This window comes from Pseudonocardia sp. ICBG601 (assembly GCF_020496245.1).
In genome coordinates this window covers 151608-176900 of sequence record NZ_JAHLJA010000148.1, presented here as the reverse complement: position 1 = coordinate 176900, position 25293 = coordinate 151608, and the positions used below count along the sequence as shown (strand labels likewise).

The following is a 25293-nucleotide window of genomic DNA, read 5'->3' as shown; positions in this document are numbered from 1 at the left end:
CGGTTCGGACCGGGCACGCGGGCGCCGGGCTCAGCTCGCGGGCTCCAGCACGAACACCGGGATGACCCGGGAGGTCTTCTGCTGGTACTCGGCGTAGGGCGGGTAGGCCTCGACGGAGCGGTCCCACCACTCCTGGCGCTCGTCGCCGGTGACCTCGCGGGCGACGAAGGTGCCGGTCTGCGTGCCGTCCTGCACCTGGACCTGCGGGTTCGCGACCACGTTGTGGTACCAGGCCGGGTGCTCCGGGGTGCCGCCCTTTGACGCGATCATCGCGTAGGAGCCGCCGTGCTCGACGCGCATCACCGGCACGTAGCGCTGCTTGCCGGACTTCGCGCCGGTCGTCGTGACCAGGATGATCGGACGGTCCATGACCGTGACGCCCTCGGTGGTGCCGTTCTCGAGGATCTTCTCGGTCTGCTCGCGGACCCAGTCGGTCGGGGAGAGCTCAGCGTTCTGCGTCATAACGGTGGGGAACCCGATACCACCGGTGATCATTCCTCGCAGCCGGGTGAGGGGCTGGTGCGCGTCGCCGGACGGTGCCTACGGTGCGGGTGCACGACCAACTGAACACGCGGGAGCTCCGTCGCGCGGGGCTGAGAGGGCGACTCGCCGGTCGCCGACCGCAGAACCGGCCGGGTAATGCCGGCCAGGGAGGACCGTCATGACAACGGCACCAGTGCGTCCGCAGCAGGTCACCACCGGCCCGGCTGAGCTGGGAGGTCTACCGCGACACCGTGCTCGAGCAGTGCGAGCAGGGCGTCGACTACATGACCGTGCACGCCGGGGTGCTGCTGCGCCACGTGCCGCTCACCGCGAAGCGGGTCACCGGGATCGTCTCCCGCGGCGGGTCGATCATGGCCGCGTGGTGCCTGGCCCACCACGCCGAGTCGTTCCTGTACACCCACTTCGACGAGCTCTGCGCGATCCTGCGCCGCTACGACGTCACCTTCTCCCTCGGCGACGGGCTGCGGCCCGGCTCCATCGCCGACGCGAACGACGAGGCGCAGCTGGCCGAGCTCGCCACGCTCGGCGAGCTGACCCGCATCGCCCGCGGCCACGACGTCCAGGTGATGATCGAGGGCCCCGGCCACGTCCCGATGGACAAGATCGTCGAGAACGTGCGGCTGGAGGAGGAGTGGTGCGACGAGGCGCCGTTCTACACCCTCGGTCCGCTGGCCACCGACATCGCGCCCGGCTACGACCACATCACCTCCGCGATCGGCGCGGCGCGGATCGCCGAGGCCGGCACCGCGATGCTCTGCTACGTCACGCCGAAGGAGCACCTGGGCCTGCCGAACCGCGACGACGTCAAGGTCGGCGTGATCAGCTACAAGATCGCCGCGCACGCCGCGGACCTGGCCAAGGGGCACCCGCACGCCCAGGCCCGCGACGACGCGCTCTCGCAGGCCCGGTTCGAGTTCCGCTGGCGTGACCAGTTCGCGCTGTCGCTCGACCCGGACACCGCGACCGCCTACCACGACGAGACCCTGCCGGCCGAGCCCGCGAAGACCGCGCACTTCTGCTCCATGTGCGGGCCGAGGTTCTGCTCGATGAAGATCACCCAGGACGTCCGGGACTACGCCGAGGCGCACGGGCTGACCAGCGTCGAGGCGATCGAGGCCGGGATGGCGGAGAAGTCCGGGGAGTTCCGTGACGAGGGCGGCCGGGTGTACCTGCCGATCGCGGCGACGGAGTAGCGGCACGACGCCGGGTGCCGCGGGTGGCGTCGCCCGCGGCACCCGGCCCGCCGGTGACGTGGCCGGCGCCGCGCCGGCACGGGCTACCGTCTCCGGCGACACGCACGACGCGGGAGCTCGCGGAGCGAGCGGGCTGAGAGGGCGGCTGGGTCCCACCGGGACCGGCGCCGCCGACCGCGGACCGGCCGGGTAATGCCGGCCAGGGAGGACACGTCCATGGAACCCACCGTCGGCACCACACCCCCGCGGGTCATGACGATCGCCGGCACCGACTCCGGCGGCGGCGCGGGCATCGCCGCGGACCTGCGCACCTTCGCCGCCTGCGGGGTGCACGGCTGCCTCGCCGTCTGCGCGGTGACCGTGCAGAACTCGGTGGGCGTCACCGGCGTCCACACGGTCCCGGTCGACACGATCGCCGGCCAGATCGCCACGGTCGCCTCCGACATCGGGCTGCAGGCCGCGAAGACCGGGATGCTCGCGAACGCCGAGATCATCGAGACCGTCGCGCGGGCCTGCGACGGGAACGGCATCGGCGCGGGTCTGGCGACGCCGTTCGTCGTCGACCCGGTGGCGGCCTCGATGCACGGGGACCCGCTGCTGGCCGCCGAGGCGCTCGACGCCTACCGGCACACGCTGTTCCCGCGGGCCACGCTGGTCACCCCGAACCTCGACGAGATCCGGCTGCTCGTCGAGCACGACGTCCACGACCGCGCGGGCCAGTACGCCGCGGCGAAGGCGCTGCACGCGCTCGGCCCGCGCGCGGTCCTGGTGAAGGGCGGCCACCTCGCCGAGGACACCGAAGGCTGCCTGGACCTGCTCTACGACGGCGAGACCGCCGTCGAGCTGCCCGGCCCGCGCTTCGACACCGGCCACACCCACGGCGGCGGGGACTCCCTGGCCGCCGCGATCGCGTCCGGGCTCGCCCGCGGGATGGAGCTGGAGGCGGCGGTCCGGTTCGGGAAGCGCTACATCGTCGAGGCGGTCCGCCACGCCTACCCGCTGGGCGCCGGGCACGGCCCGGTCTCGGCGCTGTGGGCCGTACGGCCGTGGTGGGACGAACGCGACTGACCCTCGCCGTTCCTTGGATACGAGATGGATGCGATCTCAACAGATCCGAGGTCGGGGACGACCGGCCCCCGGCGTGCCGCAGATGCGGCGATCCGCCCGCGCGTCGCTCCGCGAAGGGTGCCCTGACCTGCGGATCGGGCGCTGTGGTCTGCATCGCACAGGCCGGTGGAGATGTATACGCTCGCGTCCGATGAGCATCTTGGGCACCCGCGTCGTCCGCACCGAGGATCCGGTCTTCCTCACGCGCGGCGCGACCTACACCGACGACCTGACCGAGGAGCGGCTGACCGGGGCGTTGCACCTGACGCTCGTCCGCTCCCCGCTCGCCCACGCGACGATCACGTCGATCGACACCTCGGCGGCGCTCGCGTCGCCCGGCGTCGTCGCCGTCGTCACCGGGGCCGACCTCGACATCGCACCGGCACTGCTGTTCCCGGGCGCGAACAAGGCCATGACCCGCCCGTTCCTGGCGACCGACCGCGTGCGGTTCGTCGGCGAGCCGGTGGCCGCGGTCCTCACCGAGGAGTTCTACCAGGGTGAGGACGCGGCCGAGCTGGTCGACGTCGAGTACGAGCCCCTGGACGTGGTGATCGACCCGCTGGCCGCCGCCCGCGACGAGACGCTGCTGTTCCCCGAGGCCGGGACCAACACCGCGGCCGCCTACGGGCACGACGAGGAGCAGGACGCCTCGTTCTTCGACGGCTGCGAGGTCGTCGTCACCCGGGACCTGGTGAACCAGCGCCTGGCCGCGGCCCCGTTGGAGACGCGTGCCGCGAGCGCCTTCTGGGAGGGCGACCACCTCACCGTCTACATGTCCAACCAGAACGCCCAGGGCGGCCGCGACGAGATCGCCGGCTGGCTGGGCCTGGACAAGGACAAGGTGCGGGTCGTCCTGCCCGACGTCGGCGGCGGCTTCGGCGCGAAGATCGGCTCGGACCCCGAGTTCGGGCTCGTCGCCTGGCTCGCGCGCCGGCAGGGCCGTCCGGTCCGCTGGAACGAGTCCCGCTCCGAGAACATGACCGGCATGGTGCAGGGCCGCGCCCAGCGTCAGACCGTCACGATCGGCGGCACCCGCGAGGGCCGGGTCACCCACTACCGGATCGACGTCGTGCAGGACCTGGGCGCCTACCCGCGCCTGGGCACCTTCCTGCCGATGTTCACCCGCATGATGGCGCCCGGCACCTACGACATCGCGAACGTCGACTCCCGGGCGCGCACCGTCGTCACCAACACGACCTCGATCGCCGCCTACCGCGGCGCCGGGCGTCCGGAGGCGACCGCCGCGATCGAGCGGGCGATGGACCTGTTCGCCGCCGAGATCAGCAAGGACCCGGCCGAGGTCCGCAGGATGAACGTCGTCTCGCCGGACAAGTTCCCGTTCCAGACCAAGGGCGGCGTCGAGTACGACTCCGGCGAGTACGCCAAGGCCATCGACCTGGCCCTGGAGAAGTCCGACTACGCCGGGCTGCGCGCCGAGCAGAAGGCCCGCCGCGAGCGCGGCGACGCCCGTCAGCTCGGCATCGGCGTCTCCTCCTACGTCGAGATCACCGGCGGCGGCGCGTACGCCGAGGACGCCTCGGTGGAGGTCCACCCGGACGGCTCGGTGACCGTGCTGACCGGCACCTCCCCGCACGGGCAGGGCCACGCGACGGCGTGGGCGATGCTCGCGTCCGACCAGCTGGGCGTCCCGATCGAGAAGATCACCGTCAAGCACGGCGACACCGACCTCGTCCCGCGCGGCGGCGGCACCATGGGGTCGCGGTCGCTGCAGACCGGCGGCGTCGCGGTGCACCAGGCCTCGGCCGAGCTGATCGACCTGGCCAAGCAGCGCGCGGCCGACCTGCTCGAGGCGAGCGTCGAGGACCTGGAGCTCGACCCGGCGAACGCCGCGATCACCGTCAAGGGCGTCCCCGGCGCGAAGTCGGTGACCCTGGCGGAGCTGGCGGCCGCCGAGCAGCTCAAGGTCGACACCACCTGGGACGGCAAGAAGCCGACCTTCCCGTTCGGCTCGCACGTCTGCGTCGTCGAGGTCGACACCGACTCCGGCAAGGTGACGGTCGAGAAGATCGTCGCCGTCGATGACGCGGGTCCCATCCTCAACCCGCTGCTCTGCGACGGGCAGCGGCACGGCGGGATCGCCCAGGGCATCGCGCAGGCGCTGCTCGAGGAGGTCATCTACGACGAGGAGGGCCAGCCCCTCACCGGCACCTTCGCCGACTACGGCATCCCGTCGGCGGCGGAGCTGCCCAGCTTCGACCTGGTCGAGATGACGACCCCGACGCCGGTCAACCCGATGGGCTACAAGGGCATCGGCGAGGCCGGGACGATCGGCTCCACCCCCGCCACCCAGAGCGCGGTCATCGACGCCCTGTCCCACCTCGGCGTCACGCACATCGACATGCCCCTGACCCCGATGCGGGTCTGGGAAGCCATTCAGGAGGCCTCCAAGTGAAGGTCGAGATCACCGTCAACGGTGAGCCCACCAGCGCCGACGTGGAGCCCCGCCAGCTGCTCGCGCACTACCTGCGGGAGACCGTCGGGCTGAAGGCCACCAACATCGGCTGCGACACCACGTCCTGCGGCGCGTGCACCGTGCTGCTCGACGGCGACGCGGTCAAGTCGTGCACCGTGCTCTCGGTGCAGGCCGACCAGCAGTCGGTCACCACCATGGAGGGGCTCGACGGCGCGTCCGAGGGCCGCCCCGAGCACCCGGTCACCGCGGCGTTCCGGTCCGAGCACGGGCTGCAGTGCGGCTTCTGCACCCCGGGCATGGTCATGTCCGCGGTGTCGCTGATCAGCCACGACGACGACCTGGACGAGCGGAAGGTCCGCGAGGGCCTGGAGGGCAACCTCTGCCGCTGCACCGGCTACCACAACATCGTGCGCGCGGTGCTCGTCGCCGCGGGCAAGGACCCGGACGCCGCGCAGAAGGCCGAGGCCGAGTCCGACGCGCTGCGCACCGCGCCCGCCTTCTCCCGTGGGGAGGCCGGCGCATGATCCCCCTCGCGTTCGACTACGCCCGTCCCGACACCCTCGACGACGCCATCGCGCTGCTCGCCGAGAAGGGTGAGGACGCCAGCGTCCTGGCCGGCGGGCACTCGCTGATCCCGGTCATGAAGGTGCGCCTCGGCGCGCCGGAGTTCCTGATCGACATCGGCCGGCTGCCGGAGCTGAGCTACATCCGCGTCGAGGGCGACGAGCTCGCCGTCGGTGCGGCGACCAAGCACCGCGACGTGGTCGACTCGGCCGAGGTCGCGAAGGAGGTCCCGCTGCTCGGGGCCGTCGCCCGCACCGTCGGCGACCCGCAGATCCGGGCCCGGGGCACGCTGGGCGGCACCGTCGCCCACGCCGACCCGGCCGCGGACCTGCCCGCCGCGCTGCTCGCGCTGGACGCCACCGTCGTCCTGCAGGGGCCGCGCGGGAAGCGGACCGTGCCGATCGGCGAGTTCTACACCGGCGTGTTCACCACGGTCCGCGAGCCCGACGAGCTGATCGTCGAGATCCGGATCCCGCGCTGCGGGGACAAGGGCTGGGCGTACGAGAAGTTCACCCGTCGCAGCAACGACTGGGCGATCGTCGCCGTCGCCGTGTCCGACGACCGGATCGGCCTGGTCAACATGGGATCGACGTCGCTGCGGGCGTCCGCGACGGAGCAGGCGCTGAAGGACGGGAAGTCGGTCGCCGAGGCGGCCGCGCTGGCCGCCGAGGGCGCCGAGCCGCCTGCCGACACCCACGGGTCGGTCGCCTACCGCACCCACCTGGTGCAGGTGCTGACCCGGCGCGCGCTCGAGACGGCGCGCGGCCAGGGCTGAGCCGGCACGCCGAGCCACCTCCGGGGGGCCGGGCTCACACGAGCCCGGCCTCCTGGGCGGCGATCGCGGCCTGGGTGCGGGAACGCAGGCCCAGCTTCGCCAGCACCCGGGAGACGTGCGTCTTCGTCGTCCCTTCCGAGATCACCAGCTCCGCGGACAGCTCCGCGTTCGAGAGCCCGCGGCCCAGCCCGGCGAGCACGTCGGTCTCGCGTGCGGTGAGCCTCTCCAGCCCCGGCACCGACGACGGCCGCGGCGCCCCCGCGTAGCGGCGGATCACCCGCCGGGTCACCTCCGGCGCCAGCACGCCCTCGCCGCGGGCGACCGCCCGGACCCCGTCGGTGAGCCGGGTCGCGTCGACCGACTTGAGCAGGAACCCGCCCGCGCCCGCCGCGAGCGCGCCGTCGACGAGCTCGTCGAGGTCGAACGTGGTCAGCACCAGGACCTGCGCAGACCCCTCCGTGAGGATCCGCCGGGTGGCCTCGATGCCGTCGATGCCGGGCATCCGGATGTCCATCAGCACCACGTCGGGCCGGTGCTCGGCGGCGGCCCGCACCGCGGCGAGCCCGTCGGCGACCTCGGCGACGACGTCGATGTCCGGTGCCGAGCCGAGGATCAGCACGAGCCCGGTGCGGACGGCCTCCTGGTCGTCGGCGACGACCACCCGGATGCTCATCGCTCCACCTCCGCCGGGATCTCGGGGCCGAGGGGCAGGTCGGCCCGGACCAGCCAGCCGTCGTCGTCGGGGCCCGCGTGCAGGGTGCCGCCGACGGCCCGGGCGCGCTCGCGCAGGCCGTCGAGCCCGGTGCCGCCGTGCAGCCCCGGGCCCGCCGCGGGACGCCGGCCGGGACCGTTGCGCACCTCGACGAGCAGCCGGTCGTCGACATCGGGGGTGAGAGCGAGGCGCACCGTCACGTCCGAGCCGGGCGCGTGCTTCGCCGCGTTGGTCAGCGACTCCTGCACGATCCGGTACCCGGCGAGGTCGACCGGGGCGGGCAGCGGGGCCGCGCCGCGCCCGTCGCGCAGGACGGGGGACAGGCCGGCGGCGCGGGCCTCGTCGAGCAGGGCGTCGACCTCGGACAGCCGGGCGGGCGCCCCGGGCGGGTCGGCGGTGTCGCCGTCGCGCAGCAGCCCGATCATCGTGCGCATCTCCCCGAGCGCGGCGACGCCGGAGGACCGCACCGTCCCCAGCACCCGCCGGACCAGCGCCGGGTCGGCGCCGGGCTGCAGTGCCGCCTCGGACTGCAGCGCGATCGCCGACAGCCGCCCGGCGACGACGTCGTGCAGGTCGCGGGCCATCCGGGCACGCTCGGCGGCGACGGCGGCGTCCCGCTCCCGGGCCGCCGTCCGCTCCACCGCGACGGCCCGCTCCCGCTCGACGGCCGCCAGGTCCCGGAACCGGCGCACCTCCAGCCCCCAGACCAGCGGGAGCCCGACCACCAGCGTCAGGTTGAGCACGGCGTAGGTGCCGGTGCGGGTGCCCGCCACGAGCAGCGCCGCGACACCGAGGACGGTGGCGACCCCACCGGCGGCGACGGCGACCGCCCGCGCGGTGCGCCGCGGCGGGAACACCACGGCGCAGTAGAGCAGGTCGGTGAACACGAGCACGGTCCCGATCTCGGTGCGGCCGCCCAGGACGGGGCCCGCGACCAGGGCCGCCGTGCCGACCAGCAGCCCGGCGGGCACCGCGATCCGGCGCACGGTCGACGCGGCGCAGCCCAGCCCCATGACCAGCAGCGACGCCGCCGTCGCCCCGGTGTCCGCGCCCCACCAGGTGATCCCCGCGTCGGGCAGTGCCCAGATCAGCAGCAGCCCGACCACGAACCACACCACGCCGGTACCGGCGTCCCGCAGCACCGAGGGTGCGCCGCCGTCGCGGTTCACCAGGTACGTGATCACACCCCATCCCAGCACGCCCGGCGCCCGCGCGGCGTCCGTCGAAGGTGGTACGCGCGGATCGGTCGCACGCCGGACGCGTCGCCGCGGCCGGGTCGGCACGATCACCGGCCATGGGGGAGTCGTTGTTCGCCGAGCCGCTGCTGTGGCTGATCGTCGGTGCCGAGATCGGGTTCTGGGTGTTCCTGCTGGCCGGGCTGGGGGCGCGCTACGTGCTGCGCCGCCGGGGCCTGGGGGCGGTGCTGCTGCTGGGGGTGCCGCTGATGGACCTCGTGCTGGTCACCGCCTCGACGGTGGACCTGGCGACGGGCGGCGCACCGTCGCGGGTGCACGGGCTGGCCGCGCTCTACCTCGGGATCACCGTCGCGTTCGGGCACTCGCTGGTGCGCTGGGCCGACGTCCGGGTCGCCCACCGCTTCGCGGGCGGCCCGGCACCGGTGCGCCCGCCGCGGGGCGGGGTCGCCCGGACGCGGTACGAGTGGCGCGAGTACGGCAAGGTCGTCGCCGCCTGGGTGGTCACGGCGGCGGTGCTGGTCCTGCTGTCGGTGGCCGGCGGCCGCGCGTTCCCGGCGCCTGGTGCCTGGCCGGAGGACCCGATGTGGTCCTGGCTCGCGACGGCGTCGCTGGTCGCCGGGATCTGGTTCGTCGTGGGGCCGCTGTGGGCGACCGTCTTCCCCGGCACCGGGGACCGGGAGCGCACCGGTGTCCGGTGACCGCCTCGCCGCCCCGGACGTGCTGCGCGGCCTCGCGATCGCCGGGACCTTCGCGACGAACGTCTGGGTGTTCGCCGACCCGCGCGGGCCGGGCGCGGTGTTCGCCGGGTTCGCCGGGGGCTGGTGGCTCGACACCGCGCTCCGCGCCGTCGCGAACGGGAAGTTCCTCGCACTGCTCACGCTGCTGTTCGGGATCGGGATGGAGCTGCAGTACCGCTCCGCGGTGCGCCGCGGGCTGCGGTGGCCGGGCCGGTACCTCGCCCGCGCCGCGATCCTGTTCACCGAGGGACTGCTGCACTACGTGCTGGTCTTCGAGTTCGACGTGCTGATGGGCTACGCGATCGCCTCGGTGCTCGTCGCATGGCTGGTGGGGCGGTCGGCGCGGGTGCGGGTGGCGGCCGCCTGCGTCGCCGGGGTGGTCACGGTGCTGCTGGTGGGCGGTGCGACCGCCGCGACGGCCGGGAGCACCGGCGCCGACGTGCCGCTCCCGCCGTACCCGGCGACCTGGACCGGGCAGGTGGCCGCACGGCTGGCCGACCCGCTGCTGTACCGGGTCGAGCTGGTGCTGATCGTCCCGTCGGCGGTGGTGCTGTTCCTGGCCGGATCCGCGCTGCTCCGCGCCGGCCTGTTCGACGCCGGCGCCGTCACCCTGCGCCGACGGCTGATCGGCACCGGGGTGGCCGGGGCGGTGCTCACCGTGCTCACCACGCTCGGCGGCGGCCCGTGGTTCCTCGTCGAGCGCTACCTGGTGGCCCCGCTGGTCGCGCTGGGGCTGCTCGGCCTGGTTCCGGAGGTCCTGGCCCGGCTGCGCGGTCCGGCCGGCCCGGTGCGGCGCGGGCTCACCGCGCTCGGCCGGACCGCGATGACCTGCTACGTCGGCCAGAACGTCGTGGCCGCGGTGCTGTTCGGCGCCTGGGGGCTCGGCCTGGCCGGGGCGCTCGCCGGTGTCGCGGCGCCGCTGCGGACCGGGGCGGTGGTCGGGGTGTGGGCCCTCGTCGTCGCCGGGTCCGCCGCGACGGCGGGGTGGTGGCTGCGCCGCCACGACCGCGGGCCGCTGGAGGCGCTCACCCACGCCCTGCTCAGAGGTCGATCACCAGCCAGCCGCCGTGGTGCTCGGACACCGTGAACGGATGGCCGGTGCGCTCCCCGATCCGGGTCAGGACGCGCTCGTCGAAGACCCGGACGTGACCCCAGGCGGGGTTCGGCTCGTCCTCGAACGGGACGGCGACGACCACCCGTTGCCGGGCCAGGCGCAGCATCTCGCCGACGACCTCGTCGCCGTCGGACTCGGACAGGTGCTCGACGAGGTGCACGGCGAACACGGTGTCCGCGCAGCCGTCGGGCAGGGCGACGGCACGCGCGTCGGCGACGTGGGTCTCGACATCGGCGCCGAGCTGTGGCGCCATCCGGGTCAGCAGCTCGACGGTGCCGCCGGTCAGGTCGGTGGCGGTGACGCGGTGGCCGTCGCGGGCCAGCTGCAGCGACAGGAAGCCGAAGCAGCAGCCGAGCTCCAGCACCTCCTCGCCCAGCACGAGGGAGCGGGCGCGGGCGTGCACCGGCGCCATCTCGGCGTTGGTGCCGCCCGGCTCGGGCTCACCGGCCAGCGCGTCGAGGGTGTTGCGGTAGAAGGCGAGCCACGCGTCGTCCGGGAGGTCGGGGTCCTTCGCGGCGCTCGCGACGCAGGCGACGAACGCCTCCTCGAAACGCTCGGCCGGCAGGATCCCGGGCTGCACCAGGGTGCGGTCCAGCCAGCCGGCGAGGTCGTTGGAGAGCCGGTCGGTTCCGATCATGGATCGCTCCTGTGCGTGCGGGGGCCCGTTCCACGCTAGGCGGTCACGGGCACGCCGCACCACGTCCGACGGCCGGGGCCCTCCCCGTCCGGACGGTGGGGGTGGGCTCCGGTGCCGGCCGGGATGCTCAGGCGCCCTGGGCGGCGAGCAGCCGGGCCTTCAGCGCGGCGTCCTTGTTGACCGGGTCGTGGGCGCCGTCCGGGACGGTCCCCGCGGCGACGGCGATCGCGTTCATGGTGCCGACCATCCGGCACAGGTGGGCGATGCGGCGCTCGTCGGCGTCGACGGGCGGGGCGCCGTCGAGCAGGGCCAGGGTGCGGTCCACCCAGATCACCTCGGCGTGCATCCCGGCCTCCTCGAGCACACCGCGCAGCCGCAGCCCGATCTCGCGGCGGGACAGCCCGTTCCAGCTCGCCAGGGTGCGGGCGTCGAGCGGGAACAGCAGGTCCCGGTCGCGCAGGTGGATCAGCTCGAGTGCGTGCGCACGGCCGTAGGCGCAGTACGTGCACCCGTTCACCAGGGAGATCGTGAGCCCGGCGAGGTGGGTGCGCACGGGGCCCAGCACGCGCAGGGTGACCAGGAAGCGCGGGAAGTTGGACGCGAACCAGCGCAACGCGGGCCCGCTGCCCATCGTGGCGACCATCGCCGGGATCACGCCCGGCGTGTAGCCCCACAGCGCGGTGCACACGCGGCCGACGATCCGGAGGACCGCTCCGCCACCGTCCGACATCCGGCCCTCCTTCCCGAAGGGGACGCCCGATCGTACTCCGGGCGGCCCCCGCGGCGGCACGAAATCGGCCGATCGGCCCAGCCGGGGTCGTCGGTGCGGCGGGCGGCGGCCCGGTGGCGCGGATAGCGTCCGGTCATGGCTTCCGTACCCGCCGTCGTGGCGCCCCGGCCGCTGCCCGTCGACGACCCCGAGTGCCTCGTCGACGCCGAGATCGAGGTCGGTGCGCCCGGCCCGCACGACCTGCTCGTCGACGTCCGCGCCGTCTCGGTGAACCCGGTGGACGGCAAGGTCCGGTCGTCGTTCGACCCGGCCGACGGGCCGAAGGTCCTCGGCTTCGACGCCGCGGGCGTCGTCGTCGAGGTGGGCGACCGGGTGCAGGGGTACGCCCCCGGCGACGAGGTCTACTACGCCGGCGCGATCGACCGGCCCGGCAGCAACGCCCACCGCCAGCTCGTCGACTCCCGCATCGTCGGGCGCAAGCCGTCGACCCTCGACTTCGCCGCCGCGGCCGCGCTGCCGCTGACCTCGATCACCGCGTGGGAGTGCCTGCACGACCACCTGCGCGTCACCGCCGACACCACCGGGACGCTGCTCGTCGTGTCCGCCGCGGGCGGGGTCGGGTCGATGGTCCTGCAGCTCGCCCGGCGGACCGGGCTGACGCTGGTCGGCACCGCCTCCCGCACGGAGTCCGCGGACTGGGCGCGGCAGATGGGTGCGCACGAAGTCGCCGACCACCACGACCTCGTCGGCACGGTGCGCGAGGTCGCCCCGGACGGCGTGCAGTACGTGTTCTCGCCGGTGTCGGCGGGCAACGTCGAGGCCTACGCGGAGCTGATGACCCCGCGCGGGATCGTCGTCGCCATCGACGAGCCGGAGGGCCTGGACACGCTCCCGCTGAAGACGAAGTCGCAGGCCTGGCACTGGGAGCTGATGTTCACCCGGCCGCTGTCGGAGCCGGGCTCGACGGTGCAGCGGGAGATCCTGGACGAGGTGTCCCGGCTCGTCGACGCCGGGGAGCTGCGGACCACCGAGACGCGGCGCCTGCAGGGGCTGACCGCGGCGTCGCTGCGGGCGGCGCACCGGCTCGTCGAGTCCGGCGGCACCGTCGGGAAGATCGTGGTCGAGCGGTAGGCGGACCCCCGGTGGGTGGCCCCGGTGCGGACACCGGCACCACCCACCGGCGGGGTCAGCGGCCGATCAGCTCGCCGGCCATCTCGTTCGTGGTCGCCTCGAAACCGGACAGGTCCCGGACCACGCGGACGCGGTCGCAGTACTCGGCGTAGGCGGGCAGGTCGCAGCGGCCCAGCCCCCACGAGTACCGCGGCTCCGGGGTGAGCCAGATCGTCTCCCGGGCCCGCCGGGTGATCTCGACGAACGCCTCCATGTTGGGGTCGTTGCCGTTCCCGCGGCCGTCGCCGAGCACCAGCACCGTCGTCCGGCGGGTGACCGCCGAGCCGTGGTCCTCCAGGAACTGGCCGAAGGCCAGGCCGTAGTTGGAGTTGGCGTCGACGTCGAGCTGGTCGCCGCCGAAGATCAGCCCGAGGGCGTGCTCGACGGGGTGGTCGGCGAACAGGTCGGTCACCTCGACCAGGTCGGCCACGAACGCGAACGAGCGCACCTGGCCGAACAGGTCCTGCAGACCGTGCACCAGGTGCAGGGTGAACCGCGCGGTGGCCCGGACCGACAGCGACACGTCGGCCAGCACCACCAGGCGCGGCTTGTCCTCCTGACGCTGCACGGTGACCGGGGAGAACGGGACGCCGTCGTAGCGCATGTTCTTGCGCATGGTGCGGGCCGAGTCGATCCGGCCCCGCGGCGAGACCCGCCTGCGGTGGGTCAGCGCGCCGTGCAGCGACTTCGCGAGCCGCCGCAACGAGTCCTCCAGCTGCATGCGCTCGGTCTCGCTGGCCCGGTCGACCTCGGCGACCCGCTCCGCGTCGTCGTGGCCCTCGACGATCCGCTGCTCGATCGCGAGCAGCTTCTCCAGGTGGGCCTTGAGCAGCTCGGGGAGGTTGTCGAGCACCCCGGTGAGACGCCGGCGCAGCGCGGCGGCGTCGTCCTCGGTGCCCTGCTCCTCCTCCGAGAGCCGGTCCTCCTCGGAGTTCAGCCAGCCCAGCAGCGCGTCCTGCTGGGCGACCGAGAGGTCGGCGTCGACCTTGGTGCCCTGCTGCTGGGAGATGTCCCCGGGCTGACCGCCGCCGGAGAACCGGTCGGTCTCGATCTGCACGCGCTGGCCGTCGGTGACGTCGTTGGATTGCTCCTTCGAGAGCACGATCTCGTCCGTCATCGAGGCCATGTCGATCTTGTTGGCCTCCTGGTGCAGGTTGTACTGCTCGGCCAGGTCCTCGGGATCGAAGAACTCCTTGATGTCGACCGGGGAGCCGTGGTCGTGCCCCTCCTGCGGGGTCTCCGACGGCTCCTCGGACAGCGTGAAGTTCTCCAGCGGGGTGTCGTCGCTCAGGTCCCCGTGCCCGTGGCCGTGCCCGTGGCCGGTGTCGGCCTCGCCCACCCTGACCAGGGAGAAGAACAGGTCGAAGACCTCGTCGTAGGTCGCCTCGTCGCGGCGGTCCTTGACCAGCGCGATGCGCAGCGCCTCCTTCAGCACCGACTTGTCGGACAGCACCCCGGGCTGGGCGGCGCAGGCCATCGCGTCGAGCGCCTCGGAGACCGAGATGCGCACCGACCGGATCCGCAGGAGCCGGACGAAGCGGTGGATGCTCGCTTCCACGCCGACGCCCCGATCAGACCGGGCGCTTGCGGGAGCCGCCGAAGGAACGGGCGCCCTGGCCCGGACTCACGGTGCGCACCTTCTGCGCCGCGTTGGGGTTGCCGGCCGCGGCCTTGTTGCCGTAGCCGTCGTGGTGGCGGCCCGCGTTGTCCTTGCCGGTCCGCTTCCCGCGGCCGTCCACGTCACCGTCGTCGGGATCCGTGGTGTCGTGCCGGGTGGAGCGCGCCGCGGGCTCGTCGTGGCTGTGGTCGCCGTCGTGCCCGTGTCCGTGGCCGTGTCCGTGTCCGTGGCCCTGCTCGGCGACGACCGCGTTCGGGTCGACCAGGTTCGGCAGCGCGTCCAGCGCCTTCTTGACGTCCTTGTCGTACTTGACGACGACCGAGACGGTGTCGGACAGGATCTGCGAGCTCAGCTCGTCGACCCCCAGGACGGCCAGCGTGCGCGCCCAGTCGATGGTCTCCGAGATCGAGGGCGACTTGCGCAGCTCCAGCTCGCGCAGCCCGCGCACGACGTTGACGAGCTCCTCGGCCAGCTGGTCCGACAGCCCGGTCTTCTTCGACTTCACGATCTCCAGCTCGCGCGAGGCCGACGGGTAGTCGAGGAACAGGTGCAGGCAGCGGCGCTTGAGCGCGGCGGCGAGGTCACGGGTGTTGTTCGAGGTCAGCAGCACGTACGGGCGCTGCTCGGCGACGAAGGTGCCGATCTCGGGCACGGAGATCTGGAACTCGCCCAGGGTCTCCAGCAGCACGGCCTCCAGGGCCTCGTCGGCGCGGTCGACCTCGTCGATCAGCAGCACGACGGGCTGTTCGGAGCGGATGGCCTCCAGCAGCGGGCGCGGCGCGAGGAAGCGCTCGGAGAAGAACACGCTCTCCTGGGACCCGATGCGGTCGACCGCGGAGGCGAGGTCGGGGGCGTCCTCGACGAGCTGCCCGATCTTCTCGCGGAGGATCTGGGTGTACATGAGCTGCTTGCCGTAGTCCCACTCGTACAGGGCCTTGGTCTCGTCCTGGCCCTCGTAGCACTGCAGACGCAGCAGCCGGCGTCCGGTGGCGACGGCGAGCATCTTCGCCAGCTCGGTCTTGCCGACCCCGGCGGGCCCTTCCAGCAGCAGCGGCTTGTCCAGCCGGGTCAGCAGGAACACCGTCGTGGCCAGGCGGGTGTCGGTGATGTAGCCCTGCTCCCGCAGGGTCTCGATCACCTGGTCGACGGACTCGAACGGACCGGTCGAGGCGACGGCGTCCGCCGCCTCGGTCACAGTGGGGACGACAGCCTCGGACACGCGGGTATCTCCTTCGCGGGCCGCACCGGCTCTGGTGCGGAGAAGAGCGGGACCGCAGCCAGCGGGCCCACCCATCCGAGTATCACCTCGGATGGCTGGGCCCGCTGGTGCGACGGTGGACGTCCTGACCTGCGGATCAGGTCAGCAGGTCGTCCAGGTCACCGTTGATGGAGTGGTCGACGACCGGGCGGACGGTCTCGAACGTGCACTCCTTCGGGTTGCCCGGGGTGCAGGCGTCGCCGAGGACGTGGTTGGTGATCCGGTCGACGTCGGCCGCGTCACCGATGATGGTCGGCGCGTTCTCGTAGAACTTGGTCGGGCCGATGCCCAGCCGGTTCTTCGAGTAGGTGTCCTGCTTGACGTCGGCGAACTTCTCCGGGATGCCCACGTCGCGCAGCAGCCGGATGGAGGCGGCGAGCGCGGCGTCGGCGGCCTGCGGCTTGGTCATGCCGCGGGTGTCGACACCCATCGCCTCGGCGATGTCGGCGAAGCGCTCGTAGACGACCGGCATGTTGAACGCCCACACGCGGGGCAGCGCGATGGCGTTGTTCAGGCCGTGGTGGGTGTCGTAGAACGCCGACACCGCGTGGCTGATCGAGTGGATGATGCCGAGGCCACCGGAGTTGAACGCCTGGGCGGCGATGTACTGCGCGTACATCATGCCCTCGCGGCCGGAGAGCTCCTGGCCGTTCCAGACGGCCTTGCGCAGGTTCTGCGAGGTCAGCTTGATGGCGTGCAGGGCGTTGCCCAGCGACGGCTGGAAGTCCAGACGCGAGACGTAGGGCTCCGAGGCGTGCGCGAGCACGTCGAACCCGCACTGCGCGGTGTAGTCGATCGGGCAGTCGTAGTACAGCACCGGGTCGTCGATCGCGAGGGTGGTGACCGACTGGTCGTCGAACGCGACGTACTTGTGCGGGTTGTCGGGGTCGGTCGTGGTGTCGGTGATGACGTAGGCCCACGAGGTCTCCGAGCCGGTGCCGGCCGTGGTGGAGACCGCGATGTGCGGCGGGTTGGACGGGTTCTCGGACTTGTTGAAGCCCTCGAACTCGTTGACGTTGCGGCCGTCGTGCGCGACCGAGATGCGCGCGCCCTTGCAGGCGTCGTGCGAGGAGCCGCCGCCGATGGAGACGAAGGAGTCGCAGTTGTTCTGCTGGTAGAGGCCCACAGCGTCCATGACGTTGTAGTCCTTGGGGTTCGACTCGACCTTGTCGTACAGCACGACCTCGAGGCCGTGGTACTTCATCGACTCGACGATCTTGTTGACGATGTCGGTGCCGCGCAGGCCCGACGTCATGACCAGGGTCTTCTTGAAGCCCAGCTTCAGGGCCTCCGGGCCGATGAGCTCGTGCGACCCCGGACCCATGAGCGCACGGGGGAACGGGTGGAACTCCTTGATGGGGAACGGCTTGAGCAGCTCGTCTACCTGCATGTCAGCCCTTTCTGAGGCAGGTGGATGGGTCGAGACCGCACGCTATGACCCCTGTGGCCGCGGGCACAGGGGTGATCGCCATTACCCCTCGGGAGACCGGGCAGGTTCCCCCTCCGAACGGAGGGGCGCAGGGTGAGGTCGCCCTCGACCCGGGTGACGGGGAGGGTGTGAAAGTAATGCCAAACTATGGCAACAAGGATCGTTCGGCAACAGTTCGGCCGTCGGGCCCGGGGTAGTGTCGGGTCGCCGACGGTTCGTGCCGGCCCGGGAACGGGGCGTCACGAGGCAAGAGGGAACCCGGTGGGAATCCGGGACTGCCCCGCAGCGGTGAACGGGAACGACCGCCGTCAACAGCACTGGGAGCCATCCCGGGAAGCGACGGCCAGTAGGTCTGAGCAGTGTGCCCGTGAGTCCGAAGACCTGCCGCCGGTGCGTGCGCCGTCCGGCGTGCGCGGATCCGTGGCCTCGCGGGAGGGCCGGGCGGACGACCGGGCACCGCCGTGCCCGGCGGTCGCAGGCGCCCCGTGCCGGCGACGGGTCCTCCACCGCACTCGCGAGGAGAGAGGGCCGTGAGCATTCCTTCCAGCAGCACCATCGGCAGCACCGTCCTGGGGTACCCCAGGATCGGACCGGACCGGGAGCTCAAGCGGGCGACCGAGTCGTACTGGGCCGGGCGGACCGACGCGTCCGCACTGCACGACGTCGCCGCCGGGCTGCGCCGCGACACCTGGACCGGGCTGCGTGACGCCGGGCTCGGCTCGGTGCCGGGCAACACGTTCTCGTTCTACGACCACGTCCTGGACACCGCGCTGGCGGTCGGGGCGGTGCCGGAGCGCTTCGCCGGCGTCACCGACCCGCTGGAGCGGCTGTTCGCGATGGCCCGCGGCCGCACCGGCGCCCCGGCCTGCGAGATGACCAAGTGGTTCGACACGAACTACCACTACCTGGTCCCCGAGGTCGGCCCGGACACCCGGCTCGCGCCGGGCAGCCGCAAGGCCCTCGACGAGTTCCGCGAGGCCCTGCGCAGCGGGATCACCACCCGCCCGGTGCTGGTCGGGCCGGTGACCTTCCTGCTGCTGTCCAAGCCGGCCGACGGCGCACCGGAGGGCTTCCGCCCGCTGGACCTGCTCGGGCCGCTCGTCGAGGTCTACCGCGACCTGCTCGCCGAGCTCGCCGAGGCGGGTGCGGAGTGGGTGCAGCTCGACGAGCCCGCCTTCGCCGCCGACCGGACGCCCGAGGAGGTCGCGGCGCTGCGCCGGGCCTACGACCGGCTCGCCTCGGCGACCCGGCGGCCCAAGATCCTCGTCGCGTCGTACTTCGGGGAGCTGGGACCCGCCCTGCCCGCGCTCGCCGCCACGGCCGTCGAGGGGCTGGCGCTCGACCTCGTCGCGGGGGCCGCCGACCTCGACGCCCTCGACCCCGGAGGCCCGGCGGTGCCGGGGCTGGACCGGAAGGTGGTGCTGGCCGGCGTCGTCGACGGGCGCAACGTGTGGCGCACCGACCTGGACCGGGCGCTGGCGACGGCGCAGCGGCTGGTCGGCGTCGCGGGGCGGGTCGAGGTCTCGACGTCGTGCTCGCTGCTGCACGTCCCCTACGACCTGGCCGCCGAGACGGCCCTGCCCGGCGACGTCGTCGACATGCTGGCGTTCGCCCGGCAGAAGGTCACCGAGGTCGTGCTGCTCGGACGCGCCCTGCACGAGGGACCCGACGCGGTCGCGGCGGAGCTCGACGCCGCACGGGCCACCCGGGAGCGGGTCGCCGCCACCGCGCGCCGCGACGAGCGGGTGCGGTCCCGGCTCGACGCGCTCGGCCCCGACCACTACCGGCGCAGCCACGGCGACGTCCGGGCGAAGGTCCAGCGCGAGGCGCTCGGCCTGCCCGTCGTCCCCACGACGACGATCGGCTCGTTCCCGCAGACCGCGCAGATCCGGCGCGACCGGGCCGCGCACCGCTCCGGCACGATCGACACCGGCACCTACACCGAGCGGATGCGCCAGGAGATCGTCCGGGTGGTGCGGCTGCAGGAGGACATCGGGCTCGACGTCCTGGTGCACGGTGAGCCCGAGCGCAACGACATGGTCCAGTACTTCGCCGAGAACCTCGACGGCTTCGCCACCACCGACCACGGCTGGGTGCAGTCCTACGGCTCGCGGTGCGTGCGCCCGCCGATCCTGCACTCGGACGTGTCCCGGCCCCGGCCGATCACGGTGGAGTGGGCGCGGTTCGCCCAATCGCTGTCCGACGCGCTGGTCAAGGGGATGCTGACCGGCCCGGTGACGATCCTGGCCTGGTCGTTCGTGCGTGACGACCAGCCGCTGGGCGACACCGCCCGGCAGGTGGGGCTGGCCCTGCGCGACGAGGTACTCGACCTGGAGGCCGCCGGGATCCGGATCATCCAGGTCGACGAGCCCGCACTGCGCGAGCTGCTGCCCCTGCACGAGCGGGACCGGCCCGCGTACCTGGACTGGGCGGTGGACGCGTTCCGGCTGGCCGTCGGGGCCGTCACCGACGCCACCCAGATCCACACCCACCTCTGCTACTCCGAGTTCGGCGAGGTGGTGGGGGCGATCGACGGGCTCGACGCCGACGTCACCACCGTCGAGGCGGCCCGGTCGCGGATGGAGGTGCTGGCCGACCTCGGGCCGGGGGTCCCGCGCGGGCTCGGCCCGGGCGTCTACGACGTCCACTCGCCCGAGGTGCCCGGCACCGACGAGCTGGTCGAGCAGCTCGGCGCGGCCCTGCGCCACATCGGACCGGACCGGCTGTGGGCCAACCCGGACTGCGGGCTGAAGACCCGCGGTGAGACCGAGACGGTGGCGGCCCTGACCAACCTGGTCGCCGCCGCCCACCGGGTCCGGGACTCGGCGACGACCGGCTGAGCCCGTGTCGCGACGCCCCGCGGCTCCCCGGCCGCGGGGCGTTGCTCACGCTCCATTGAATGAACAGGTGGTCAGATGTAGTCATATGGGGTGATCGCACGAAAGATGGCCGCGCTGCTCGCGGCCGCCGCCCTGGTGCTGACCGGCTGTGGAGCCGGCGGTGGCGGCACCGGGACCCCGGACCCGGCCGGTGAGCTGACCGTGGCCCTGCAGTTCCCGCCGCGCGCCGACTACGCCTTCGACGCCGACGACGGCGCCCGGCTGCAGTCCCTCGGCGTCGCCGAGACCCTGACCACGGTCGACGCCGAGGCACGGCCCGCGCCGATGCTCGCGACGGCCTGGGAGCAGCAGGGCAACGCCTGGCGGGTCACCCTGCGCCAGGGCGTGCGGTTCCACGACGGCACCCCGCTCACCCCGGACGCCGTCGTCACGGCGCTGCGCTACGTCGCGGGCGTCGAGGCCCCGCCGCGGGCGATCCGGGGCATCGGCTTCGCCATCGCCCCCGACGGCGCCGACGCCGTCCGGATCACCACCACCGAGCCCGACCCGGTGATGCCGCTGCGGCTGTCCAGCGGCAACCTCGGCATCCTCGCGCCCGCCGCGTACGCCGGCGGCGGGGCGCCGGCCTACCTGCGCACCGCGACCGGCCCGTTCGTGCTGGACTCCGTCAGCGGCGCCGACTCCGCGCAGCTGGTCCGCAACGACGACTACTGGGGCGAGCCGGCGGGCGCCGCCCGGGTCACCGTCCGCTACGTCGAGGACCCGCAGGCCCGTGCGCTGGCGGTCCAGTCCGGCGACGTCCAGTTCGCCGAGGGCCTGCCCCAGGCCCAGCTCGACCAGGTCCGCTCGGCCGGGGCCGAGGTCGTCGAGTACCCGAACGCGCGCACCGTGCCGCTGCAGCTCAACCAGTCCGCGGCGCCGTTCTCGGACCTGCGGGTCCGCCAGGCCGTCACCGCGGCGATCGACCGCCCGGTGCTGGCCCAGCAGGTCCTCGCCGGGGGCGCCGCGCCCGCGGCCGACCTGTTCGGTGCGGCCGTGCCGTGGGGCGAGACCGCGCCGCCGCCCGGCGCCGACGTCGCCCGCGCCCGGCAGCTGCTCGCCGAGGCCGGCTACACCGAGCAGAACCCGCTGACCGTGCGGCTGTGGACCTTCCCGAACCGGCCCGAGCTGCCCGCGCTGGCGAACGCGATCCAGGCGATGCTCGGTGCCGCCGGGGTGAAGGTCGACATCACCGTCGGGAACTACGAGGCCCAGGAGCCGAAGGTCCTCGCCGGTGACTACGACATGTTCCTCAACTCGCGCAGCTACCTGTCCGACTTCCCGGACGCGGCGAGCACGCTGACCTCGGACTACACCTGCGACGGCAGCTACGCCATCGACCAGTACTGCAGTCCCGCCTACGACGCGCTGGTCGACCGGCTCAACGCCACCGTCGACCCGGCGGCCCGCCAGCAGCTGTTCGGAGAGGCCGCCGCGATGCTGACCCGCGACGCCGTCGGCGTCATGGTCGTGCACCCGCGCAACACCGCCGTGCTGCGCGGCGCCACCGGCTTCGTCCCCGACCCGCTGCAGATCCGCCCGGTGCTGCCGCAGCTCTCCCCGACCACGGGGTGATCGGGCTCCTGCTGCGCCGGCTCGTCGTCGTCGGGCCGGTGCTGCTGGCCGCGTCGGTGCTCGTGTTCGCGCTGCCGCGGCTGGTCGGCGTCGACCCGGCGCGGGCGGTCCTGCGGGCCCGCAGCGCCGAGGCGGTGCCGGACCCGGCGACCGAGGCGCGGCTGCGGTCCTCGCTGGGGCTGGACGCGCCGGTCACCGAGCAGTACCTGCGCTGGCTGGGCGGGGTGCTGCGCGGCGACCTCGGCTACGGCTACGTCGCGCGGACCCCGGTCGCCGGGCAGATCGCCGACGCCGCGGCGGTGTCCGGGCTGCTCGCGGTGCTCGCGCTCGCCCTCGCGGCGGTCGTCGGCATCCCCGCCGGGGCCTACGCGGCGCGCCGCCCCGGCGGGCTGCTCGACCGGTTCCTCGGGCTGGGCACGGTCGCCGGGGTCGCGGTGCCCGAGTTCGTGCTCGCCCCCTGGCTGGTGCTGGTGTTCGCGGTGTGGGCCGGGGCGCTGCCCGCGCTCGGCTGGGGCGACCCCGCCCACCTGGTCCTGCCGGTGCTGACCCTCGCCGCCTACCCGGGTGCGCTGGCCGCGCAGCTCGTCCGCGCCGAGACCGCCGGGGTGCTGACCCGGCCGCACGTGCTCGTCGCCCGGGCCAAGGGCCTCGGTGAGCACCGGGTCCTGTGGCGGCACGGCGCCCGGCTCGCGACGACGTCGGTGACCGCCCTGGCCGGGATGTTCGTCGCCGGGCTGCTGGGCGGCTCGGTGGTGGTCGAGGTCGTGTTCGGCATCCCGGGGCTGGGGCGTCTGCTGCACCGGGCCGTCGTCGCGCAGGACCTGCCGGTGGTGCAGGCGGGCACGCTGCTCGTCGTCGCGGTCGCGGTGGTCGCGGGGGTGCTGGTGGAGGTGCTGGCGACGGCGCTGGACCCGGTGCTGCGCTCGGCGGGGTCACGGTGAGGCCCCGGGCGCGGACGGCGTGGTGGGTCGCGGCCGGGGTGGCCGCCCTGGCCCTGGCCGCGCCGGCACTCCTGCCCGACCCCGACGCCGTCGACTTCGCCGGGATGCTCGCCGGGCCGTCCGCGGCGCACCCGCTGGGCACCGACCAGCTGGGCCGGGACCTGCTCGCGCGCACCGTCCACGGCGGACGGTTGACGGTCGGGCTGGCGCTGTCCGCGGTGCTGGTCACCGGGGTGTTCGGGGTGGCCGTCGGGTCGCTCGCCGCGGTCGCGGGCCCGGTCGGGCGGGCGGCGATGCGGGTGGTCGACGTCCTGGCCGCGATCCCGGTGGTGCTGTTCGGGCTGCTCGCCGCGGTCGCGCTCGGTCCGGGCGTCGGGTCGCTGCTGGTGGCGGTCACGGTGATCGCCTGGACCCCGTTCGCCCGGCAGGCCTACCTGCTCGCGCTCGCCGAGCGGCAGCGGGAGTACGTGACGGCGGCGGTCGCCCTCGGCGCGGGGCCCGCGCGGGTCCTGACCCGCCACGTCGCGCGGAACCTCGTCCCGCCGCTGGCCGCGCACGCCTGCGTCCGGTTCGCGAGCACCCTGCTCACCGTCTCCGGGCTGTCGTTCCTCGGGCTCGGCGTCCAGCCGCCGACCGCGGAGTGGGGCGCGATGGTGGCCGAGGGCCGCGAGTACCTGTTCGGCGCGCCGCAGGTGGTGCTCGTGCCCTCGCTGGCGGTCGTGCTGACGGCCGGGACGGCCCTGTGGTGGGGGCGCCGGTGGGAACGGGTGGGTGCCCGGTGAGCTCAGGACGCGTGGACCTGCCCGCCCGCGGGTTCGAGGGGCCTGCCCAGCTCGGGGAACCAGCGGAACGCCTCCGGCCTGCCCTCCCAGTCGCAGCCGGCGCACTCCGGGCCGTCGTGCGGGTGCTCGTCCACGATGCCTCCCGATCGTTGTTGCCATCACTGTGCAACAGACTGTGTCGGGGTGTGAACCCTCCGGTCGGAGGGGCAGGGTGAGGGACGTGGGCGATGGGGACGACGTGGACGACGTGGCCGGGCTGCTGAGCGCGTACCTGGCCGACCCGTACGCGGGCTGGAGTATGGGGGCGCCCGGCGCGATCGCGGAGTTCGTGCGGACCCCCGACGAGCCCGTCGAGCCGTCCGGGCCGGGTGCGGTCGTCACCGCGCGCGGCGGGATCCGGATCGAGCCGCACCCGGCGACCCGGCCGCTGGCCTACCGGACGCCGGTCGGCCCGCACGAGCACTGGAACCACGCGGTCGCGCTCTGCCTGCCCGCGACCGCGGCCCGCGGGGCCGCGCGGAGGGCCGTCACCGTGCTCGGGCCCGACCGCTCCGCGCTGCGGCGGGCCGACCGCGACGCCGTGCTCGTCGACCTCGGGCTGGGCACGACCACGGTGGACGCCTGCGTGCGCACGGCCGATCCCGACCTGCTCGGGCTGCTGCACCGTGCCGCGGGCGGCCCGCTCGACGGCGCGCTCACCGCCGCACTGGTCGCGGCGGGCCCGCACCGCGTGTTCACCACCGCGCTCGGCCGGGTCGAGGTGTACGCCGCGATCCCGCCGCCCGAGGGCCGCTCCCCGGACGGACCGCACACCCACCTGCTCCCGCACGTGCTGCGCGAGGGCCGCACGCACGCGGCGACCGTGCCCGTGCCCGCCGGTCACCTGCCCTGCGCGCACCTCTACCCGGCGCACCCGCTGACCGACCTCACCGGGCGTCCGATCCCGTTCGACCCGACCCGGGCGGCCGCCTTCGACGGCCTGCTGGAGCGGTTCGGCGACCCGGACCAGTGGGCGGTGACCGCCGGGGTGGTCCGGGCGGTCGCGGCGGGGGAGGCGCCCGGGCCGCGTCCGGCGACGGCGCCCGGCCGGGCCGCGCAGGCGGTCGCGCTGCGGGTGCTCGCCGTCGCCGGTGGGGCGGACCCGGCCGTGCTCGACGCCTGGCGCGGCCGGACCGGCGCGGACGGGCTCCTCGACCCGAGCGGCGACCGCAACGCCGGCTGACGGCCCTCAGCCGATCCCGGCGTACCCCGGCCTGCCGGTCGCCCGCCGGTGCTCGACGCCGTCGAGCACCAGTGCGACCTTGTCCAGCACGTGCTCGCGCGGCTCGTTCATGATCGCCTCGACGCCGGGGCGGACCTGCTCGTCGAGCGAGTCGAGATAGGCCCGGGCGGGGTCGGACAGATCGCCGGGGCCGCCGCCGGGCCCGCGCACCCAGCGGGTCTGGTGGGCGCCGTCGGCGACGATGTCGAGCACGGCGTCGGCCACCCGCACCGCGGCCGACGTCCCGAAACCCGCGCCGTGCAGGGCCGCGACGATCCGCCGCATCCGGTCCCCGGCGACCGCGCTGAGGTCCGCCCCGAGGTCCTGGATCAGGCCGGAGTAGCGGAGCAGCAGGTCGAACGCCAGCGCCGCCTCGGCCTCCAGGAACGCCCGCCAACCCTGCGTCGTGTCCGGCAGGGCGGTGCGGGCGAACACCAGGGCCACGGCCGCGGCGGCGATCTCCTCCAGGCCGTCGACGTAGCGGTAGAGCGTGCCCGGCGCGACGCCGAGCCGGTCGGCCACCGCCGCGACCGACAGCCGGTCGACGCCGACCTCGACGGCCGCCTCGACGATCTCCTCGCGGGTCAGACGGGGCTTGGGTCCCGGACGGTTGCCCGCCCGCGCACCGGAGGTGGGTGTCACCCGACGACCGTACGACGGAGGGGATTGCGAACGCG

At 74.0% G+C, this 25293-nt stretch carries 22 protein-coding genes, 1 pseudogene and 1 riboswitch; of the genes and pseudogenes, 13 read left to right on the top strand and 10 right to left on the bottom strand.

The genetic code is table 11. From position 1 onward, the window contains the following. Nucleotides 1–30: 30 nt before the first annotated feature. Complete coding sequence (locus KPL57_RS29875; protein WP_226354023.1) at nt 31–462, bottom strand: nitroreductase family deazaflavin-dependent oxidoreductase; 432 nt, start codon at nt 460–462, stop codon at nt 31–33. 236 nt (nt 463–698) lie between these two features. On the opposite strand from KPL57_RS29875, the pseudogene thiC reads away from it, so the two are divergent. The 5 genes and pseudogenes from thiC to KPL57_RS29850 form a co-directional block, all read left to right on the top strand. Next, nucleotides 699–1697 (top strand): annotated as a pseudogene (thiC, locus tag KPL57_RS29870) (phosphomethylpyrimidine synthase); the annotation flags it as partial. Between the two features lie 216 nt (nt 1698–1913). Beyond that, a complete protein-coding gene (gene thiD, locus KPL57_RS29865; protein ID WP_226354022.1) occupies nt 1914–2765 on the top strand; it encodes a bifunctional hydroxymethylpyrimidine kinase/phosphomethylpyrimidine kinase in 852 nt (283 codons plus the stop codon). A gap of 190 nt (nt 2766–2955) precedes the next feature. After that, on the top strand, nt 2956–5217 hold the full coding sequence (locus tag KPL57_RS29860; protein WP_226354021.1) for a xanthine dehydrogenase family protein molybdopterin-binding subunit: 2262 nt from the start codon (nt 2956–2958) through the stop codon (nt 5215–5217). Further along, nucleotides 5214–5762 (top strand): (2Fe-2S)-binding protein, encoded by a 549-nt coding sequence (locus tag KPL57_RS29855; protein ID WP_073576649.1) that lies wholly within the window; start codon nt 5214–5216, stop codon nt 5760–5762. The genes KPL57_RS29860 and KPL57_RS29855 overlap by 4 nt, the downstream gene beginning before the upstream one ends. Continuing rightward, nucleotides 5759–6577: a xanthine dehydrogenase family protein subunit M gene (locus tag KPL57_RS29850; protein ID WP_226354020.1), complete on the top strand. Its 819-nt coding sequence runs from the start codon at nt 5759–5761 to the stop codon at nt 6575–6577. The genes KPL57_RS29855 and KPL57_RS29850 overlap by 4 nt, the downstream gene beginning before the upstream one ends. A gap of 34 nt (nt 6578–6611) precedes the next feature. On the opposite strand, the gene KPL57_RS29845 is transcribed toward KPL57_RS29850, so the two are convergent. Beyond that, nucleotides 6612–7250: a response regulator transcription factor gene (locus KPL57_RS29845; protein WP_226354019.1), complete on the bottom strand. Its 639-nt coding sequence runs from the start codon at nt 7248–7250 to the stop codon at nt 6612–6614. Continuing rightward, nucleotides 7247–8473, bottom strand: coding sequence for a histidine kinase (locus tag KPL57_RS70435; protein WP_226354018.1), 1227 nt, complete (start codon nt 8471–8473; stop codon nt 7247–7249). The genes KPL57_RS29845 and KPL57_RS70435 overlap by 4 nt, the downstream gene beginning before the upstream one ends. Before the next feature lie 110 nt (nt 8474–8583). On the opposite strand from KPL57_RS70435, the gene KPL57_RS29835 reads away from it, so the two are divergent. Then, nucleotides 8584–9183: a hypothetical protein gene (locus tag KPL57_RS29835; RefSeq protein ID WP_226354017.1), complete on the top strand. Its 600-nt coding sequence runs from the start codon at nt 8584–8586 to the stop codon at nt 9181–9183. Then, the gene (locus KPL57_RS29830; RefSeq protein ID WP_226354016.1) at nt 9173–10309 is read left to right on the top strand and encodes a DUF418 domain-containing protein; all 1137 of its coding nucleotides are present in this window, start codon (nt 9173–9175) and stop codon (nt 10307–10309) included. Before KPL57_RS29835 ends, KPL57_RS29830 begins: the two co-directional genes overlap by 11 nt. Here KPL57_RS29830 and mftM read toward each other — a convergent pair. Together mftM and KPL57_RS29820 are read right to left on the bottom strand one after the other, a co-directional pair. Continuing rightward, complete coding sequence (gene mftM / locus KPL57_RS29825; RefSeq protein ID WP_226354015.1) at nt 10263–10973, bottom strand: mycofactocin oligosaccharide methyltransferase MftM; 711 nt, start codon at nt 10971–10973, stop codon at nt 10263–10265. The two genes, KPL57_RS29830 and mftM, sit on opposite strands and share 47 nt — an antisense overlap. Nucleotides 10974–11100: 127 nt before the next feature. After that, complete coding sequence (locus KPL57_RS29820; protein WP_226354014.1) at nt 11101–11703, bottom strand: hypothetical protein; 603 nt, start codon at nt 11701–11703, stop codon at nt 11101–11103. 135 nt (nt 11704–11838) lie between these two features. Here KPL57_RS29820 and KPL57_RS29815 point away from each other — a divergent pair, with 135 nt between their 5' ends. Further along, on the top strand, nt 11839–12834 hold the full coding sequence (locus tag KPL57_RS29815) for a zinc-binding alcohol dehydrogenase family protein (protein ID WP_226354013.1): 996 nt from the start codon (nt 11839–11841) through the stop codon (nt 12832–12834). Nucleotides 12835–12889: 55 nt separating this feature from the next. On the opposite strand, the gene KPL57_RS29810 is transcribed toward KPL57_RS29815, so the two are convergent. The 3 genes from KPL57_RS29810 to mdo form a co-directional block, all read right to left on the bottom strand. Further along, nucleotides 12890–14431: a VWA domain-containing protein gene (locus tag KPL57_RS29810; RefSeq protein ID WP_226354012.1), complete on the bottom strand. Its 1542-nt coding sequence runs from the start codon at nt 14429–14431 to the stop codon at nt 12890–12892. A 13-nt stretch (nt 14432–14444) separates the two neighbouring features. After that, complete coding sequence (locus KPL57_RS29805; RefSeq protein WP_226354011.1) at nt 14445–15710, bottom strand: MoxR family ATPase; 1266 nt, start codon at nt 15708–15710, stop codon at nt 14445–14447. Between the two features lie 136 nt (nt 15711–15846). Further along, nucleotides 15847–17139 carry an NDMA-dependent methanol dehydrogenase gene (gene mdo, locus KPL57_RS29800; RefSeq protein WP_226354010.1) on the bottom strand — a complete coding sequence of 431 codons (1293 nt, stop codon included), beginning with the start codon at nt 17137–17139 and terminating at the stop codon, nt 15847–15849. Between the two features lie 233 nt (nt 17140–17372). Beyond that, a riboswitch (cobalamin riboswitch) is annotated at nt 17373–17582 on the top strand. 126 nt (nt 17583–17708) lie between these two features. On the opposite strand from mdo, the gene metE reads away from it, so the two are divergent. The 4 genes from metE (at nt 17709) to KPL57_RS29780 (ending at nt 23355) form a co-directional block, all read left to right on the top strand. After that, nucleotides 17709–20018, top strand: coding sequence for a 5-methyltetrahydropteroyltriglutamate--homocysteine S-methyltransferase (gene metE / locus KPL57_RS29795; RefSeq protein ID WP_226354009.1), 2310 nt, complete (start codon nt 17709–17711; stop codon nt 20016–20018). Nucleotides 20019–20108: 90 nt separating this feature from the next. Then, a complete protein-coding gene (locus tag KPL57_RS29790) occupies nt 20109–21632 on the top strand; it encodes an ABC transporter substrate-binding protein (protein WP_226354008.1) in 1524 nt (507 codons plus the stop codon). Beyond that, on the top strand, nt 21629–22573 hold the full coding sequence (locus KPL57_RS29785; RefSeq protein ID WP_226354007.1) for an ABC transporter permease: 945 nt from the start codon (nt 21629–21631) through the stop codon (nt 22571–22573). Before KPL57_RS29790 ends, KPL57_RS29785 begins: the two co-directional genes overlap by 4 nt. Then, on the top strand, nt 22570–23355 hold the full coding sequence (locus KPL57_RS29780; protein WP_226354006.1) for an ABC transporter permease: 786 nt from the start codon (nt 22570–22572) through the stop codon (nt 23353–23355). The genes KPL57_RS29785 and KPL57_RS29780 overlap by 4 nt, the downstream gene beginning before the upstream one ends. Before the next feature lie 2 nt (nt 23356–23357). On the opposite strand, the gene KPL57_RS67525 is transcribed toward KPL57_RS29780, so the two are convergent. Beyond that, nucleotides 23358–23489, bottom strand: a complete 132-nt coding sequence (locus KPL57_RS67525; RefSeq protein ID WP_264198683.1) for a hypothetical protein — start codon at nt 23487–23489, stop codon at nt 23358–23360. An 86-nt stretch (nt 23490–23575) separates the two neighbouring features. Here KPL57_RS67525 and KPL57_RS29775 point away from each other — a divergent pair, with 86 nt between their 5' ends. Next, the gene (locus KPL57_RS29775) at nt 23576–24577 is read left to right on the top strand and encodes a hypothetical protein (RefSeq protein WP_226354005.1); all 1002 of its coding nucleotides are present in this window, start codon (nt 23576–23578) and stop codon (nt 24575–24577) included. A 6-nt stretch (nt 24578–24583) separates the two neighbouring features. Here the strand turns inward: KPL57_RS29775 and KPL57_RS29770 are convergent, their stop codons facing one another. Further along, the gene (locus tag KPL57_RS29770; RefSeq protein ID WP_226354004.1) at nt 24584–25258 is read right to left on the bottom strand and encodes a TetR/AcrR family transcriptional regulator; all 675 of its coding nucleotides are present in this window, start codon (nt 25256–25258) and stop codon (nt 24584–24586) included. Between the last annotated feature and the right edge of the window lie 35 nt (nt 25259–25293).

What these genes read in the sequence shown, in the direction of transcription:
- KPL57_RS29875 (WP_226354023.1), bottom strand. Translation starts at nt 462, where the DNA reads ATGACGCAGAACGCTGAGCTCTCCCCGACCGACTGGGTCCGCGAGCAG.
- thiD (WP_226354022.1), top strand. Translation starts at nt 1,914, where the DNA reads ATGGAACCCACCGTCGGCACCACACCCCCGCGGGTCATGACGATCGCC.
- KPL57_RS29860 (WP_226354021.1), top strand. Translation starts at nt 2,956, where the DNA reads ATGAGCATCTTGGGCACCCGCGTCGTCCGCACCGAGGATCCGGTCTTC.
- KPL57_RS29850 (WP_226354020.1), top strand. Translation starts at nt 5,759, where the DNA reads ATGATCCCCCTCGCGTTCGACTACGCCCGTCCCGACACCCTCGACGAC.
- KPL57_RS29845 (WP_226354019.1), bottom strand. Translation starts at nt 7,250, where the DNA reads ATGAGCATCCGGGTGGTCGTCGCCGACGACCAGGAGGCCGTCCGCACC.
- KPL57_RS29835 (WP_226354017.1), top strand. Translation starts at nt 8,584, where the DNA reads ATGGGGGAGTCGTTGTTCGCCGAGCCGCTGCTGTGGCTGATCGTCGGT.
- mftM (WP_226354015.1), bottom strand. Translation starts at nt 10,973, where the DNA reads ATGATCGGAACCGACCGGCTCTCCAACGACCTCGCCGGCTGGCTGGAC.
- KPL57_RS29820 (WP_226354014.1), bottom strand. Translation starts at nt 11,703, where the DNA reads ATGTCGGACGGTGGCGGAGCGGTCCTCCGGATCGTCGGCCGCGTGTGC.
- KPL57_RS29815 (WP_226354013.1), top strand. Translation starts at nt 11,839, where the DNA reads ATGGCTTCCGTACCCGCCGTCGTGGCGCCCCGGCCGCTGCCCGTCGAC.
- mdo (WP_226354010.1), bottom strand. Translation starts at nt 17,139, where the DNA reads ATGCAGGTAGACGAGCTGCTCAAGCCGTTCCCCATCAAGGAGTTCCAC.